Origin of the sequence: Actinomadura viridis, from assembly GCF_015751755.1 — a bacterium.
GTDB lineage: Bacteria > Actinomycetota > Actinomycetes > Streptosporangiales > Streptosporangiaceae > Spirillospora > Spirillospora viridis.
The window spans coordinates 7,559,824-7,574,271 of the sequence record NZ_JADOUA010000001.1; the positions used below are offsets into that span (position 1 = coordinate 7,559,824).

At 76.2% G+C, this 14,448-nt stretch carries 14 protein-coding genes and 1 pseudogene; 6 read left to right on the top strand and 9 right to left on the bottom strand.

All coding sequences use genetic code 11. The features are described from left to right. Positions 1-102 precede the first annotated feature (102 nt). Together IW256_RS34320 and IW256_RS34325 are read left to right on the top strand one after the other, a co-directional pair. On the top strand, positions 103-3,054 hold the full coding sequence (locus IW256_RS34320; protein WP_197014888.1) for a helix-turn-helix transcriptional regulator: 2,952 nt from the start codon (positions 103-105) through the stop codon (positions 3,052-3,054). 57 nt (positions 3,055-3,111) lie between these two features. After that, the gene (locus IW256_RS34325) at positions 3,112-3,747 is read left to right on the top strand and encodes a hypothetical protein (protein WP_197014889.1); all 636 of its coding nucleotides are present in this window, start codon (positions 3,112-3,114) and stop codon (positions 3,745-3,747) included. Positions 3,748-3,757: 10 nt separating this feature from the next. Here IW256_RS34325 and IW256_RS34330 read toward each other — a convergent pair whose 3' ends face one another. Beyond that, positions 3,758-4,771, bottom strand: a complete 1,014-nt coding sequence (locus IW256_RS34330) for an ABC transporter permease subunit (RefSeq protein ID WP_197014890.1) — start codon at positions 4,769-4,771, stop codon at positions 3,758-3,760. Then, complete coding sequence (locus tag IW256_RS34335; RefSeq protein WP_197014891.1) at positions 4,768-5,685, bottom strand: ABC transporter ATP-binding protein; 918 nt, start codon at positions 5,683-5,685, stop codon at positions 4,768-4,770. The genes IW256_RS34330 and IW256_RS34335 overlap by 4 nt, the downstream gene beginning before the upstream one ends. A 117-nt stretch (positions 5,686-5,802) precedes the next feature. On the opposite strand from IW256_RS34335, the gene IW256_RS42935 reads away from it, so the two are divergent. Continuing rightward, entirely contained in the window at positions 5,803-6,939 is a 1,137-nt protein-coding gene (locus IW256_RS42935) for a sensor histidine kinase (RefSeq protein ID WP_307829286.1), read from the top strand. Beyond that, positions 6,936-7,592, top strand: coding sequence for a response regulator (locus IW256_RS34345; RefSeq protein ID WP_197014892.1), 657 nt, complete (start codon positions 6,936-6,938; stop codon positions 7,590-7,592). Before IW256_RS42935 ends, IW256_RS34345 begins: the two co-directional genes overlap by 4 nt. Positions 7,593-7,689: 97 nt before the next feature. Here the strand turns inward: IW256_RS34345 and IW256_RS34350 are convergent, their stop codons facing one another. From IW256_RS34350 to IW256_RS34365, 4 genes and pseudogenes are all read right to left on the bottom strand, one after another. Then, the gene (locus IW256_RS34350; protein ID WP_197014893.1) at positions 7,690-8,946 is read right to left on the bottom strand and encodes an alpha/beta hydrolase family protein; all 1,257 of its coding nucleotides are present in this window, start codon (positions 8,944-8,946) and stop codon (positions 7,690-7,692) included. 116 nt (positions 8,947-9,062) lie between these two features. After that, a complete protein-coding gene (locus tag IW256_RS34355) occupies positions 9,063-9,308 on the bottom strand; it encodes a hypothetical protein (protein WP_197014894.1) in 246 nt (81 codons plus the stop codon). Further along, positions 9,305-9,883 (bottom strand): annotated as a pseudogene (gene cbiT, locus IW256_RS34360) (precorrin-6Y C5,15-methyltransferase (decarboxylating) subunit CbiT); the annotation flags it as partial. The pseudogene cbiT and the gene IW256_RS34355, both read right to left, overlap by 4 nt. A gap of 47 nt (positions 9,884-9,930) precedes the next feature. Next, complete coding sequence (locus tag IW256_RS34365) at positions 9,931-10,452, bottom strand: GNAT family N-acetyltransferase (RefSeq protein WP_197014896.1); 522 nt, start codon at positions 10,450-10,452, stop codon at positions 9,931-9,933. Positions 10,453-10,542: 90 nt separating this feature from the next. Here IW256_RS34365 and IW256_RS34370 point away from each other — a divergent pair, with 90 nt between their 5' ends. Further along, on the top strand, positions 10,543-11,460 hold the full coding sequence (locus IW256_RS34370) for a TIGR03621 family F420-dependent LLM class oxidoreductase (RefSeq protein ID WP_197014897.1): 918 nt from the start codon (positions 10,543-10,545) through the stop codon (positions 11,458-11,460). 17 nt (positions 11,461-11,477) lie between these two features. Here IW256_RS34370 and IW256_RS34375 read toward each other — a convergent pair whose 3' ends face one another. Then, positions 11,478-12,020: a YceI family protein gene (locus tag IW256_RS34375; protein WP_197014898.1), complete on the bottom strand. Its 543-nt coding sequence runs from the start codon at positions 12,018-12,020 to the stop codon at positions 11,478-11,480. A gap of 102 nt (positions 12,021-12,122) precedes the next feature. Here IW256_RS34375 and IW256_RS34380 point away from each other — a divergent pair, with 102 nt between their 5' ends. Next, the gene (locus IW256_RS34380; RefSeq protein WP_197014899.1) at positions 12,123-12,971 is read left to right on the top strand and encodes a helix-turn-helix domain-containing protein; all 849 of its coding nucleotides are present in this window, start codon (positions 12,123-12,125) and stop codon (positions 12,969-12,971) included. Between the two features lie 9 nt (positions 12,972-12,980). Here IW256_RS34380 and IW256_RS34385 read toward each other — a convergent pair whose 3' ends face one another. Together IW256_RS34385 and IW256_RS34390 are read right to left on the bottom strand one after the other, a co-directional pair. Further along, positions 12,981-13,766: a VOC family protein gene (locus tag IW256_RS34385; protein ID WP_197014900.1), complete on the bottom strand. Its 786-nt coding sequence runs from the start codon at positions 13,764-13,766 to the stop codon at positions 12,981-12,983. A gap of 158 nt (positions 13,767-13,924) precedes the next feature. Beyond that, positions 13,925-14,425, bottom strand: coding sequence for a mycothiol transferase (locus IW256_RS34390; RefSeq protein ID WP_197014901.1), 501 nt, complete (start codon positions 14,423-14,425; stop codon positions 13,925-13,927). Positions 14,426-14,448: the final 23 nt, after the last annotated feature.

Below are 14,448 nucleotides of genomic sequence, written 5' to 3' on the forward strand. Positions count from 1 at the left end.
GCGCGGCGGTGCCCCGGCGGCGGCCTTCCGCGGGGGCGGCCGGCGGGTTCGCGCGCCGGCCGGCACGAACGGCACGCGAACGGCACGAACGGAGAGTGTGACGTGGTAACCGCCCCGACCCACCTGCCCGGCCCGACCCCCCGCCCCGCCACCCGGAAAGGACGCCCCAGCGAATCGCCCGGGGGCGGCCCGGCACCCGCCCCCGGCCCCTACCCCGCCGCTCACCCTGGCGCTCACCCAGCCGCTCACCCTGGCGCTCATCCGGCCGCGCCGTACGGCCGCGACCGCGAACTGGAGACCATCGGTGCGCTGCTCGCCCGCGCCCGCGCCGCCCGCGGCGGTGCCCTGACCATCCTGGGCGGGCCCGGCCTGGGAAAGAGCACCCTCCTGGAGGCCGCCGCCGGACCCGCCGGTTCCGCTGGCTTCCGCGTGCTGCGGGCGCGCGGCGTCCGGCAGGAATGCGCCGTCCCGTACGCGGGGCTGCACCGGCTGCTGCGCCCGCTCTCGGACGCGATCGCGCGGCTGCCGCGCGGCCACGCCGACGCGCTCGCCCCGGTCGCGGACGGCGGTGCCGGTCCCGCGACACCACCGTTCGCCCTGTACGCGGCGGTGCGCGCGCTGCTGGCCGAGGCCGCCGCCGACGGGCCGGTGCTGTGCCGGGTCGACGACGCCCACCGGCTGGACCGGGTCTCGCTGGAGGCGCTGGCGTTCGCCGCGCGCCGCGCCGAGGACGTCCCGGTCGCGTTCCTCTTCGCCGCCCGTTCCGGCCATCCCGGCTCGCCGGTGGGGGACTGCCTGGGCGACCTCCCGTACCTGGTGCTCGACCCGCTGGACGAGGCCGCGGGCCTGCGGGTCCTGGAGGGCCTGGTGCCGGGGCCGCTGGACGAGGAGACCGCCGCCGAGGTGGCCGCGCTGGCCGGCGGCAACCCGCTCGCGCTGGTCGAGCTCGCCGCCGCGCTCACCCCCGGCCAGCTCGCGGGGACGGCGCCGCCGCCGCGGGCGCTGCCCGAGGGCGGCGTGCTGCGCTCCCACTACCGGCGGCGCTACCTGCGCCTCACCGACGGCGCCCGGCGGCTCGTGCTGATGGCCGCCGCCGACGACCGGCTGGACCTGGCCGCGCTGACCCGTGCCGCCGGAGCCGCCCGCATCGACCTGCGGGAGCTGGAGTGGGCCCGCGCCTCCGGGCTGATCCGGGTGGACGGCGACCGGGTCGGCGTGCCGGGCCCGGTGGTCCGTTCGAGCGTGTACGCCGACGCGGCGCCGGCGGAGCGGCGGGCGGTGCACGCGCTGCTGGCCGGGATCCTGGACGGCGACTGCGAGACCGCGCGCCGCGACTGGCAGCGCGCCGCCCTGGCCACGGAACCCGACGACGCGCTCGCCGCCCGGCTCGCGGACGCGGCCCGGTCCCTGGGGGACGCGGGGCGGCACGCCGACGCCGCGCGCTTCTGGCGGCGCGCCGCCACCCTCGCCACCGCGCCCGGCGTACGGGCCGACCGGTACCTGGCCGCCGCGCGCTCGTCCTGGGACGCGGGACGGGCGCGGCAGGCCCGGGCACTGCTGCGCCGGGCCCGCCCGCACACCGGCGATCCGGTCCGTTCCGGCCGGGCCGACCTGCTCCAGGGCGAGATCGAGATGGGCGACGGCATGCCGGTGATGGCGCTGTGGATCCTGCGGGACGCCGCCGACCGGCTGGCGGAGGCCGATCCGCCGCTGGCACTGCGGGCACTGCTGCGGGCCTCGGCCGCGGCGGACGCCGCCGGCGACCCGCACTGCCACGAGGCCATCGCGCGGCGCGCGATCGAGATCGCCGTACGCGCCCCGTCCGCGGGGTCTCCGGGACCGTCCGGGCCCGCCGGCGAGGTGGAGGCGATCCACGACTACTTCGCGGGGACGCGGGCGGCGGCCCTGGGGCGGCGCGAGGAGGCGTCGGGGCGGCTGCGGCGGGTCCTCGCGGCGGCGGACGCGGCCGACGACGCCGATCTGGGGGCCGCGGCGGTCGCCGCCGCGCTCGCGCTGGGGGAGGACCGGCGGGCCCGCGACCTGGCCGCGCGGGCGGCCGCCCGCACCGGCCGCCGGCCCGGTGAGGCCGCCGAGCCGCACGCGCTGACCCGGCTGGCGCACTGCGAGATCCTGCTCGGCCTGTACCCGGCCGCCGAGGCGACCGCGCGGGAGGGCCTGCGGCTGGCCGGGGCCGCCGGGCGGCGCGACCAGGTGGCCGAGAACCGCGCCGTGCTGGCGCTGCTGGCCGCGTTCCGCGGGGACCGGGACGCCGCGCTCGCCCACCTGGACGGGCCGGCCGGGGAGGGCGGCGGGAGCGGTCCGGTCCGCGCCGGGTCCCTGGACACCTGGGCGCGGGCCTGCCTGGATCTGGCCGACGACCGCCCGGCCGACGCCGCCGCCCGGCTCCGGCATCCGGGCGGGGCGGGGCCGGGCCATCCGGTGCTCGGGCCGCTGGCGGTCCCGCACCTGGTCGAGGCGGCGGTACGGGCGGACCGGCACGAGCGCGCGCTGCGCGCGTTCGCGGCGTTCGAACGCTGGGCGGCCGAGGGGCGCGGGCCGGGCCGGGCGGCGCTGGCCGCGCGCTGCCGGGCGCTCCTGGCGGGCGACGGCGCGGCGGCGGGCGAGCACTTCGAGGAGGCGCTGCGGCTGCACGAGGACGGCGGCTCGCCTTTCGAGCTGGCCCGTACGGCGCTGCTGTACGGCTCGCGGCTGCGGCGCGGCCGGCGGCCCCGCGACGCGCGGGCGCACCTGCGCAACGCGGCGCAGATCTTCCAGCGGGCCGGGGCCGAGCGGTGGGCCGCCCGCGCCCGCGCGGAACTGCGCGCCGCGGGGGAGACCCTGGACCGCCCGGAACGGGAGCGGGGGCCCGATCCGCTGGAGGGGCTGACTGCCCAGCAGGCGCACATCGCCCGGCTGGTCGCGGAGGGGGCGACCAACCGGGAGATCGCGGCCCGGCTGGTGATCAGCCCGCGGACCGTGGACGGGCACCTGCGCAACATCTTCGCCCGGCTCGGACTGCGCTCCCGGATCGAGCTGGCGCGGCTGCTGCGATGATCACTTTCGGTGGGGTCGGTGACCGATTCGTTGATGTACGCGACTATCGTCCGGATCATGACGCGGATCGGGCGGGAGATCATCGAACTCTGCCGGGCGCGGTTCGGCCCCCCGCCGCGCACGTTCGACCGCCGCGACACCCGCCTGCTCCGCCTCCGCCCGCCGCTGTGGCTCCGGCTGGCCGACGGCGACGCCCTGCACGACGTACTGGCCCGCCAGGAGATGCTGGTCGCGCACGGCCGCATCGTGTGGGCCTGCGTCGTCCAGGCGGACGCCGCGCTGTTCCGGCGCGGCCGGGGCGACCGGCCCGCGCTGGTGGTCTACAGCCCCGATCCCGCGTTCGACGAGATGCCCGACGACCTTCAGGAGATCGCCGCGCGGCTGTTCGCGCTGCGGCGCGCCGACCCCGGTGATCCCGTTCTGCGCGAGTTCGCCGGGCTGCTGGCCGACCCGGCGGCCCGCCCGTCCCGGGCCCCGGTGCCCCGTCCCGTGGTGGGCAGCCTGCGGGTGTTCGCCACGACGGTGCTGGTCGCGCGGCGCCACCTGCCCGGACACCACCTGGCCGCCGGGACCTTCCCGCTGATCATCCACCCCGAGACCGACAGCACCATGATCCTTCCCGGCCGCTACTGGCCGGCTCCGCTGCTGGCGCTGTGGCGGGCGGCGAGCGCGGACCCCAGCGGCTTCCACTGACGCGGGCCCGTCAGGGGCGCCGGCGGAGCCGCCACAGGGCGGCGCCCGCCAGCAGCGCGGACAGGGCCAGGAAGATCGCCGACTCCAGCCACTGGAAGGTCCGGTAGCGGTCGCCGGGCTGGTAGGCCACCTCGACGTGCAGGTCGAGCGCGTCCAGGCACACGGCGGCGTCTCCCATCGCGCCGGTGAGGCACTTCTCGTACCGGGGGGTGTCGAGGGGCCGGCCGTCCCGGGTCAGCAACCGGCTGGTGGACACGACCCACGCGTCCGGGATCCGCAGCCCGCCGATGGTGGCGTCTCGCCCCAGGAGCCGCAGGCTCTTGATCGCCTCGGTGGTCATCGGCCGCGTGGTCTCGACCGGCGCGACCAGGTGCGGGCGGACCAGGTTCGGCCCCGCGACCTGGACGACGGTGAAGACCAGCAGGGTGAGGGCCATGGCAGGGACGGTGCGGCGCAGGAGCAGGCCGAGGGCCGCGCCGAGCGTGAAGGCGAAGGCCGTGTACGCGATGGGCGCGACATGGCGGGCGCCGAACTGCGTCGCGTCGAACCGGTCGCCCGCCACCAGGTCGAACGGGGCCGCCGCCCAGGTCAGCAGGAGGCCGGCCAGCCCGGTCGCGGCCATCGCGGCCAGGCCCACGACCAGCAGCTTGACCGCCAGCCACCGGCGCCGGGTCACGCTCTGGCTCCACACCAGCCGGTGCGTGCCCGCCTCGTACTCCCGGGCGACCAGCGGCGCGCCCCAGAACATCCCGAGGAGCCCGGGGGCGACCAGCAGCAGGGCGCCGAGGAGGCGCAGCCGCAGCCGGAACTCGTCCTGGAACTCGGTCAGCGCCGCGCAGCCGCCGCCCGTCCCGCCGCCGCCCGTTCCGCCGCCGCCCGTTCCGCCGCCGCACCGGGCGAGGGCATCGTCGTAGGAGTCCCGCACATCCAGGCCCAGGAGGACCAGGTAGATCGCCAGGACGAGCAGGGCGGCCCCGGTCACGATCGCCTGGACGCGGAACTGCCGCCAGGTCAGCCAGATCATCGCAGCGCCCCCATGCCGCTCGTTCCGGCGTGGGCCGCCGGCACCCCCGCCGCGCGGGTCAGGTAGGCCAGGACCAGCTCTTCGAGCGTGACGCCCGCGACGGTCCACGGGCCGTCCCGGAGCGGGCCGTCCGCGCGGACGACCGCGCTGAGGTGCGCGTCGCCGGGCTCGCTGTGGACGACCTCGACCCCCGCGGGCAGCCGGTCGAACGCGCCGCGGGGCGCGACCAGCCGGTGGTGGGCGGCCAGCAGGTCCCGGACGTCCCCGGCCACCTGGACGCGGGAGCCGCCCAGCACGACCAGGTGGTCGCAGACCCGTTCGACATCGGCGAGCAGGTGGGAGGACAGCACCGCGCTCGCGCCGAGCTCGGTGACGAACTCCATCAGGTTCCGCAGGAACGAGCTGCGCGCCAGCGGGTCGAGCGCGGCGGCCGGCTCGTCCAGGATCAGCAGCTCGGGGCGCTTGGCGGCGGCGACGGCCAGGGCGAGCTGGGCGCGCTGCCCGCCGGAGAGGCGGCCCGCCTTCTGCCCGGGGTTCAGGCCGACCTGCTCGATCCGCCGCCGCGCCAGCCCCGCGTCCCAGGACGGGTTGAGCCGGGCGCCCATCCGCAGGTGGTCGGCGACGGTCAGCGACCCGTACACCGGGGTGTCCTGGGCGACGAAGCCCACCCTGGCCAGGTGGGCGGCGTTCGCCGCCGGGGCGGAGCCGAGCACCCGCAGCGTGCCCGAGGTCGGCGGGACCAGCCCGCAGGCCAGCTGGAGGAGCGTCGACTTGCCGGCTCCGTTGGGGCCGACCAGGCCGACGATCCGGCCCCGCGGAACGTTCAGGCGGCAGTCGGTCAGCGCCGGGCGGCGGCCGTACCGTTTGGTCAGGCCCTCGGCTTCCAGCGCCGGCGAGGAGTCTTCGAATGGCATGGCCCCATCGTGCGGACCCCGTCCGGGGACGGGCATCGCTCCAAAGCACGGTTCGCGCCCGCGCGATCGTACTTTCGGCCGGTTCGGTGCGCGCGCCGGATTCCGTAGCCTCGACCTGTGAAGACGCGGGATCACGCGGCATGGCGGGGAACGATCGCGGTCGACGCCGGGCTCGGCGCGGTGTTCGCCGCGGCGCTCATCGTCCCGGCGATCTGGATCGCCGAGACCTGGGGCGGCGGCTACTGGTGGTTCGGCTGCGCCGCGGGGGCGGTGGTGTGCGCCCTCGCGCTCGTCCGCCGCCGGCACCGGGTCCTGGCGGCGGCCGCGGCCCAGGTGGTCGCCCTGGCCGCCGTCCTGGCGGCCCGGTTCGCCCACCTGCCCGGAGAGCCCGGCCCCGCCATGGCCCTGGCCCTGGCGGTGCTCGTGGCCTCGGCGGTCCGGACGCTGCCACCCCGGCCGGCCGCCGCCGTCGCGGCCGGCGGGTTCGCGGTGGCCGTGGCGAGCCGGCTCGCCGTGCACCCGTCCTCCTCCGGGGCCGCCGCCGAACTGAGCAGCGCGGCCTGGCTCGCCGCCCTCGCCGCCGGGCTCGGCCTGCGGCTGATGGACGCCCGCCGCCGCGCCATGGCCGAGCGGGTCCGCCGGGACGAACGCCTGGAACTGGCCCGGGAACTGCACGACGTCGTCGCCCACCACGTCACCGGCATCGTGGTCGCGACCCAGGGCGCCCGGCTCGCCGCCCGCCGTGACCCGGACCGGCTGGACGCCTCCCTGGCCGAGATCGAGACCGCCGGGTCCGACGCGCTGGCCGCGATGCGCCGCGTGGTGGGGCTGCTGCGCGACGCCGACGACGCCGCGCCCGCCTCGTCCGGCCCCGGGACCCTCACCGAACTGGTCGGACGCTTCCACGGGCACGGTCCCGCGGTACGGCTGGACCTGCCCGGGGACGAGTCGGAGTGGCCGCCCGAGGTGACCAGCACCGTCCACCGGGTCGTCCAGGAGTCGCTGACCAACGTCGCCCGCCACGCCGCGCAGGCCCGTACCGTCGACGTGTCCGTCACGCAGGACGGGCGGGCCGTCACCGTCGAGGTCGCCGACGACGCCCCGCCCGCCCCGTCCCGCCACCACCGCGGCGGGTACGGGCTGATCGGGATGCGCGAACGGGTCGAGGCCCTCGGCGGCACGCTGAGCGCCGGCCCCCGGCCCGGGCAGGGCTGGGCCGTGCGCGCCCTGCTGCCCCTCCGGGAGACGCGATGACCATCAGCGTCCTGCTGGCCGACGACCAGGCGATGGTGCGGAAGGGCCTGCGGCTCATCCTGGAGGACCAGCCCGACATCACCGTGGTCGCGGAGGCCGCGGACGGCGCCGAGGCGATCGCCCTCGCCCGGCGGCTGCGCCCGGACGTGTGCCTGGTGGACATCCGGATGCCCCGCCTGGACGGCGTCGAGGTCACCCGCGCCCTGGCCGGTCCCGGCGTCCCCGACCCCCTCCGGGTGATCGTGGTGACCACCTTCGACCTCGACGAGTACGTGTACGGCGCGCTGCGCGGCGGGGCGGCCGGCTTCGTGCTGAAGGACGCCGGGCCCGCCCTGCTCACCGAGGCCGTCCGGGCCGCGCACGCCGGGGACGTCCTGGTCTCGCCGTCGGTCACCGTACGGCTGCTGCGCCACCTGACGGCCGCGGCGCCGCCCCCGGCCCGCGCGCCCGCCCGCCCGCTGTCGGAACGGGAGACCGAGGTCGTCCGGGCCGTCGCCCGGGGCCGCACCAACCAGGAGATCGCCGCCGAGCTGTTCATCTCGCTGAGCACGGTCAAGAGCCACCTGTCGGGCATCCAGGCCAAGCTCGGGGTGCGCAACCGGGGCCAGATCGCCGCCTGGGCCTGGGAGAACGGCGTCGCCCGGCCACGCTGACGCGCCCGGCCACGCTGACGTCCGGCCACGCTGACGCGCCCGGCCACGCTGACGCCCGGCCCCGCCGCACGGCGGGACCGGGCGCGTGGCGTGCGCGCTACGCGCAGGTCCCCTTCTCCGGCGCGCAGAACTCCACCTCAGGGAAGCGCGCCGACGGCCTCTCGAGGAGGGGCTGCGGCCTGCCGCGCACGTGCTGGTCGAAGAAGGCGCGGACGTACCTGCGGGTGATCTCCACCGAGCGGGTGCCGGCCAGCTCGCTGCCGAGCGGGAAGCCGATCTGCTGGGCGAGCATGTCGTAGTCGGTGAAGGACGCGTGCACGGCGCCGTCCAGCACCAGCCAGCGCTTCCACCCGTGCAGGGCCTTCCAGTCGCGGTCCCACGTGGGGTCCTCGCCGCCCGTGCGGTGCGCCGGCTCCCCCATGAACATGAACGGCCGCGTCAGCCCGCCCGCGGGGATCGGCGCGAACATGCCGCCGTCCATGTTGATCCCGGCGAGTACCCGGGGGTCCCGCACCATGGTCTCGGGGGCGCTCATGCCGCCCAGGGAGCTGCCCGCCATCCCGACCCGGGACGGGTCGATCAGGGGGCCGCCCTTCCACTTCGGCCGCGCACCGGTCAGCTCGTCCAGCACGAACGACACGTCGGCGGCCCGGCTCCGCGCCGCCTTCCCGAAGAAGTCGTCGATGTCCAGCTCGCAGGCGGCGCAGGTGGTGACCCGCCCGTCGGGGAAGGTCGTGGCGAAGCTCTCGTAGGTGTGCTCCACGCCGGCCACCACGTAGCCGCGGCTCGCCAGTTCCTCGCCCAGGGCGGTCAGCGAGGTGCGCGGCCAGGTGAAGCCGGGCGAGAGCACCACCAGCGGCAGGCGGCCCCGGCGCCCCGCCGGGGCCGCGTCGGCGATCGCGTTGGTGCGCGTCCCGCTCAACACGTCGGGCGCCACGCCGGTCACGCCCGTGCCCTTCAGGACGAGTTCGGACTCCTTCGGCGTCATGTACCGCGCCCGCCGCCCCTCCCGGGACTTCGCCGGATACCAGAGGGAGACCATCAGCTCCCTCGTCCCGGCCTCGGGGACCCAGGGGTCCTTGCGGGAGCCGTCCTTCAGATGCAGGGACGTCGTCCCGACCGGGAGGTGACCGGTCGGCGCGGGCAGGTACGGCGTGCCCTCGGACGCGGCCGGAGGGCGGGCGGTGCCGGAGCCGGGCGCCGGGCCGGGCGCGGGCGAGGCGAGCGCGGGTGAGGCGAGCGCGGAGGAGGCGCCGGCCGCGAGGGCGAGCAGCCCGGCGACGGCGGCGAGGCCGCCCCGCAGGAACGGGGCCCGCGGCCTTCCACCTCTCGGAGGGGTGTTCTCGTGTGCCATGGACCCATCGTGAGATCCCCGGCCGCCCCCGGGCATCGGCCCAAAGTGCGGTCCCCGCCGCACCACCCGTACTTTCGGCCGGTCCCCCGTCAGGTCAGTCCCACTGCGATGCCTTCTCAGACTCGGGCCACGTGGGTGATGTTGACTTCGCGGGCCAGCAGCCGGCGCACCTCGTCCGTCGTCATGCCGGACCCGGCCGTGCCGGACGCCTTGCGATCGAGGTAGTCGCGGTGAGCGGCCAGCTGCTCCGCCTCGACCTGGGCTTCGCGCAGGCGCAGATACTCGTCCAGCGGAACGACGACGGCGGTGTGATCTCCGAGGTGAATCGTCTCGTGAGGGTCGTCGACGAGCAGTTCGCTCATGGTGACGATGCTATCCAGGCGGACGGGCGGGTGGCGGTCCATTGGGTCACGGGCATCTGGGGGCGCCAGCCGGTGAAGCCGCCGACCGGGGCGGCGCGGTCGACGGCGATCCTGGTCAGCTCGCCGCCGAGCCGCCCGTACGCCTCGAACAGCACCCGCTCGCCCTCGACCGTGACCGCGTTGGCGACCAGCCGCCCGCCCGGGCGCAGGGCCTCCCAGCAGGTCTCGATCAGGCCGGCCGCGGTCAGCCCGCCGCCGATGAAGACGGCGTCCGGGGCGGCCAGGCCGGCCAGCGCCGCGGGGGCCGTGCCGGTGACCACGCGCAGGTCCGGGACGCCGAGGGCGGCGGCGTTGGCGGCGATGCGCCCGGCGCGGTCGGGCCGGTCCTCGACGGCGATCGCCCGGCACTCGGGGTGGGCCCGCGCCCACTCGATGGCGACGCTGCCCGCGCCGGCCCCGACGTCCCACAGCAGCTCGCCGGGTACGGGCGCGAGCCGCGCCAGCGTGACCGCCCGCACCTCGCGCTTGGTCAGCTGCCCGTCGTGCCGGTACGCGTCGTCCGGCAGGCCGGGCACGGCGTGGCCGCCGGGCCGGTTCGGGCTCATCCCGCGCCCCTCTCTGGTCACGCCGTGGGCGGGGCGGGGAATCGGAGGAGGTAGTGCACGATCTCATCGCCCATGTCGTCCACGCCGGCCTGCCCGGTCAGGGCGAACCCCCGCCCCTCGTAGAGGGCGCGGGCCCGCGGGTTGCCGGTCTGCGTGAACAGCTGGGCGCGGTCGTAACCGCGCCGCACGGCCTCGGCGAGGACCGCGTCCACGACCAGCCCGCCGAGCCCGCGCCCCCACAGGCCGGGCCGTACGGCGACCATGCTGATGTGGCACAGGCCGGGGATCGGGGCGCCCGCGCCACCGTCCAGCCGGCCGCTCATCCCGGCCGCCGTCGCGACCGGCCCTTCCACGCCGGAGGTTTCGGCGACGCAGAAGAAGGTGGACGGATCGGACAGCCTCGCGACCGTGCGCTCCCGCAGGCCGGCGTCCAGCGGCGACGGGCCGCGCCGCTCGACGTCGGCGAGGTGCATGAGCAGGGCCGCGCCCTCCACGTCCGCCGCCGTTCCCGGACGGATCGTCACCGCCTCTTCGCCCATGGCGGCAGGCTATACGGCGCCGGGGGGTGACTCCGAGGTCTTTGTGGTGGACGGTGAGGAGGTCACCTGCAGACGGCGGAGAGGACGAGGATGCGCACGTTCCGGTTCGGCGCGGTCGCGCGGCTGGCGGCCACGCGGCGGGAGTGGGTCGCCAAGGCGCGGAGGCTGGAGGACGCGGGATTCGACGTGATGCTGGTCCCGGACCACATCGTCGGGCCGCGGTTCGGCCCGATCGCCGCGATGATGGCGGCGGCCGACGCGACCACCCGGCTGCGGGTGGGCACGATGGTGGCCGCCAACGACTTCCGGCACCCGGTGCTGCTGGCGAAGGAGGCCGCGACGCTGGACGTGCTGTCCGACGGGCGGCTGGAGCTGGGCATCGGCACCGGCTGGCTGGGCCTGGACTACCGCGGTGCCGGGCTCGTCCTGGACGAGCCGCGCGTGCGCCTGCGCCGGCTGCGTGAAGGGCTGGCCGTGCTCAAGGGCGCATGGGCGGAGGGCCCCTTCTCGTACGAGGGCGAGCATTACCGCATCGACGCGCTGGAGCAGGAGCCCCGGCCGTTGCAGCGCCCGCACCCGCCCATCCTCATCGGCGGCGGCGGCCCGGCCATGCTCCGGCTGGCCGCGGCCGAGGCCGACATCGTGAACCTCACGATGCGGACGCTGCCCGACGGCAGCGGGCCCGATCCGGCGGACGGCGGCGCCGAGGCGTTCGTCCGCAAGATCGGGCTGCTGCGCGAGGCGGCCGGGCCGCGGTTCGCCGACATCGAGCTGGGCACCAGCGTCCTGCGGATCGGCGACGGCGAGGCGTCCCCGGGGGTGGCGTGGAGCGCGGCCGACACCTCGCGGCAGGCGGACACCCCCCAGGTCCTCGCCGGGAGCGTCGAGGACATGGCGGACAAGCTGCGCCGCTGGCGCGACGAGCACGGCCTGTCCTACTTCGTGCTGCACCACGAGACCGATTTCGAGGCGTTCGCCCCGGTCGTGGCGAAGCTGGCCGGTTCCTGACCGGGCGGCGGGACGGGTCAGCCCGGTGCCATGAACTGCACGTCCAGGACGATCTGGACGGCGTCGCCGAGGATGCCGGGCGCGAACCCCAGGCCGAAGTCGCTGCGGCGGATCGACCCCCTCGCCTCGAAGCCGGCGTGCCGCCGCTGGTCGATGACGGACTCCTCGATCCCGCCGAACTCGACCTCCAGCGTCACCGGACGGGTGACGTCGCCGATGGTCAGCTCCCCTTCCAGGGAGTAGTCCATGCCCTCGCCCGTGATCCGGGTCGAGCGGAAGGTCATCGCCGGCCGGCGCGCGACGTCCAGCATGTCCGGCGCCAGGACGTGCGCGTCCCGGTCGGCGTTCCCGGTGTCGATCGAGGAGATGTCGACGGTGGCGGTGATGGAGGAGGTCTCGAGCGTCTCGCCCACGTTCAGCTCGGCGTCCACCCGGGTGAACGCCCCCCGCACCTTGGAGATCCCGAGATGGCGGATGGTGAAGCCGGCGGAGGAGTGGTAGGGGTCGATCTCCCAGCGTCCGCCGGTGAGCGGCAGGGCCGCGGTCGTTTCGGTGGTCATGCCCACGACCCTGCCGTCCCGCCGCGGGCCGAGGGAGACCGCGCTGAGGATGGCACTGGCAGGGCCACGATCCGGAACGGCGGGCTGGTTAGGCTTCCTACCGTGAGCGATAACGAGCTGGGCATGTTCCTGCGCGGCCGGCGGGAGTCCATCGCCCCGTCCCAGGTGGGGCTGCCCACCGGCCCCCGGCGGCGCACCCCCGGGCTGCGCCGGGCCGAGCTGGCCACGCTCGCCGGGATCAGCGTCGAGTACCTGACCCGCCTGGAGCAGGGCCGGGACCGCCACCCCTCCGCCCAGGTGCTGGGCGCCCTCGGCGACGCGCTGCGGCTGCCCCTCGAGGAGCGCTTCCACCTGCACCGGCTCGCCAAGACCGCGGAGGGGGCCGGCTCCGCCTGCCCCATGACCCCACCGGCCCACACGGTGCGCCGCAGCGTCCGGGCCGTGCTGGACCGGCTCGAACCCGCGCCGGCGGTCCTCCTCAACCGGCTGAGCGACGTCCTCGCCCACACCACCGGCTTCGAGCGGCTCGCCCGTCCGCTCGGCGTCCTGGACGGGCCGTCGCCCAACCTCCTGCGCCACGTCTTCACCGACGCCCGTGCCAGGGACGCCTTCCCCGACTGGGAGCGGGTCGCCGACGAGTACGTCGCCCACTTCAAGCACGAGTCCCACCCCGGCGACCCGCACTTCGCCCATCTCGCCGACGAGCTGACGATCGCCGCGGGAGGCGCGTTCGGCCGGAGGATGGAGAGGGTGATCGGCCTGCCCCCGCGCAACGGCCTGCACCGGATCGAGCACCCCGCGGCCGGAGGGCTGCTGCTGGACTACGAGGTGCTCTCCCTGGCCGAGGACCAGCGCCTCGTCGTCTACCTGCCCGCCGACGACGCCACGTCCACGGCCCTGGAGCGCCTGGCCGGCCACCGTCCCGGCGTCCTCCGCGCGGTCACCGGCTGACCGCGCGGCTCAGCCCGCGAGCTGGATGATCGCCACGATCCCTCCGGACGGGTCGATGAGGACGGCGAACCGGCCCTGCGGCGTGTCGGTGGAGTCCATCCAGACCGTCCCGCCCAGCCGGACACCCGCGCCGAGGGTGGCGTCGCAGTCGGCGACGGCGAACGTCGGCAGCCAGTGCGCGGGGACCTCCGGCGGGAGGTTCTCACCGGCGAACACCACGCCGGTGATGAACCGGCCCGCGACCTGCCACTCGAACCCGAGGTCGCCGACGACGCCCTGGAACCGGGCCGGCTCCTTCCAGCCCAGCACGCGGCCGTAGAAGCGCTCGGCGGCGTCGACGTCCCGGCACACCAGCCCGACCCAGCTCATCGTGCCGGGTTCGTCGATCAGCGCGGCACCCTGGAAGGCGTAGGGCTGCCAGAGCCCGAAGGCCGCGCCCTCGGTGTCGGTGACGTGCGCCATCCGTCCCATGTGGGCGACGTCGGTGCCCTCGGAGAAGACCTGCCCGCCCGCGTCCCGGACGGCGTCGAGCGACGTGTCGACGTCGGTGACCCGGAAGTAGCAGATCCAGCCCGGCCGTTCCAAGTCGTCGGCCAGCGGCGCCAGGCCGGCGACCTCGGGCCCCGTCGCCCCGCCGACGGTGAACATCTCGTAGTCGCCCATGCCGGGCATCGTGAGCGTGTAGGAATCCCAGCCGAACAGGCCCTTGTAGAAGGCCTTCGACGTCTCGACGTCCGGGCTGTAGAGCTCCACCCAGGTTGGCGACCCCGGTTCGTACGAGGTCTTTTCGGGCATGCCGTCTCCTCCCGTCAGGTGTCTCCACGTTACGGACGGGCCGGTCAACGATCACGTGTCATCCGGAATCGCGTTCCCCAAGAAAGCCCAGCTATCGGAAACTCCGGGAACGCCCGATCCCGCCCCGGATCCCGCCCCGATCCCGCCCCGATCCCGCTCTAGAGAAGGCCGCGGATGAAGTTCGCCTGCCCGGCGTGCTGGAGGTCGTCGGAGATGACGCTGACCAGGCGGACGCCCAGCGTGACGGGCGGATCCCAGGCCCGGTCCACGACGCGGCCGAGATCGCCGTCGGCCAGGGGCGCCACGAAGTCGATCGTCCGCTGGTACACGGCGTCGTGGTAGCCGGTCAGCAGCTCGCCCGACCCGACCCGGACGGCCGCGACCTGGTCGTCGTCGTGACCGTACCCCGTGTCGGCCGGGTCGAGGGGCAGGCCGAAGCGTTCGACCCAGCCCCCGGACGTCCACACCTGCGGGACGCCGGCCACGTCGGCCACGTGATCGTCCTGGATCCGGGTGAGATGCCACACCAGCCAGGCGATCGAGTTGGCGTCGCCGCCGATCCGGTGGGCGAGGTCGTCCGCGGAGAGGCCGTCGACGGCCCGGTGGACCACGCCCCGGATGCGGTCGAAGGCGTCGGTGAGCAGTTCCGCACTCGTCATCGCACCGACGCTAGCGCGGCCAC

Excerpts from the sequence above, each read along its gene's own strand:
- IW256_RS34375 (WP_197014898.1), bottom strand. The coding sequence starts at position 12,020 with ATGACCACCGAAACGACCGCGGCCCTGCCGCTCACCGGCGGACGCTGG.
- IW256_RS34350 (WP_197014893.1), bottom strand. The coding sequence starts at position 8,946 with ATGGCACACGAGAACACCCCTCCGAGAGGTGGAAGGCCGCGGGCCCCG.
- IW256_RS34390 (WP_197014901.1), bottom strand. The coding sequence starts at position 14,425 with ATGACGAGTGCGGAACTGCTCACCGACGCCTTCGACCGCATCCGGGGC.
- IW256_RS34385 (WP_197014900.1), bottom strand. The coding sequence starts at position 13,766 with ATGCCCGAAAAGACCTCGTACGAACCGGGGTCGCCAACCTGGGTGGAG.
- IW256_RS34365 (WP_197014896.1), bottom strand. The coding sequence starts at position 10,452 with ATGGGCGAAGAGGCGGTGACGATCCGTCCGGGAACGGCGGCGGACGTG.
- IW256_RS34335 (WP_197014891.1), bottom strand. The coding sequence starts at position 5,685 with ATGCCATTCGAAGACTCCTCGCCGGCGCTGGAAGCCGAGGGCCTGACC.
- IW256_RS34325 (WP_197014889.1), top strand. The coding sequence starts at position 3,112 with ATGACGCGGATCGGGCGGGAGATCATCGAACTCTGCCGGGCGCGGTTC.
- IW256_RS34370 (WP_197014897.1), top strand. The coding sequence starts at position 10,543 with ATGCGCACGTTCCGGTTCGGCGCGGTCGCGCGGCTGGCGGCCACGCGG.
- IW256_RS34330 (WP_197014890.1), bottom strand. The coding sequence starts at position 4,771 with ATGATCTGGCTGACCTGGCGGCAGTTCCGCGTCCAGGCGATCGTGACC.
- IW256_RS34345 (WP_197014892.1), top strand. The coding sequence starts at position 6,936 with ATGACCATCAGCGTCCTGCTGGCCGACGACCAGGCGATGGTGCGGAAG.
- IW256_RS34355 (WP_197014894.1), bottom strand. The coding sequence starts at position 9,308 with ATGAGCGAACTGCTCGTCGACGACCCTCACGAGACGATTCACCTCGGA.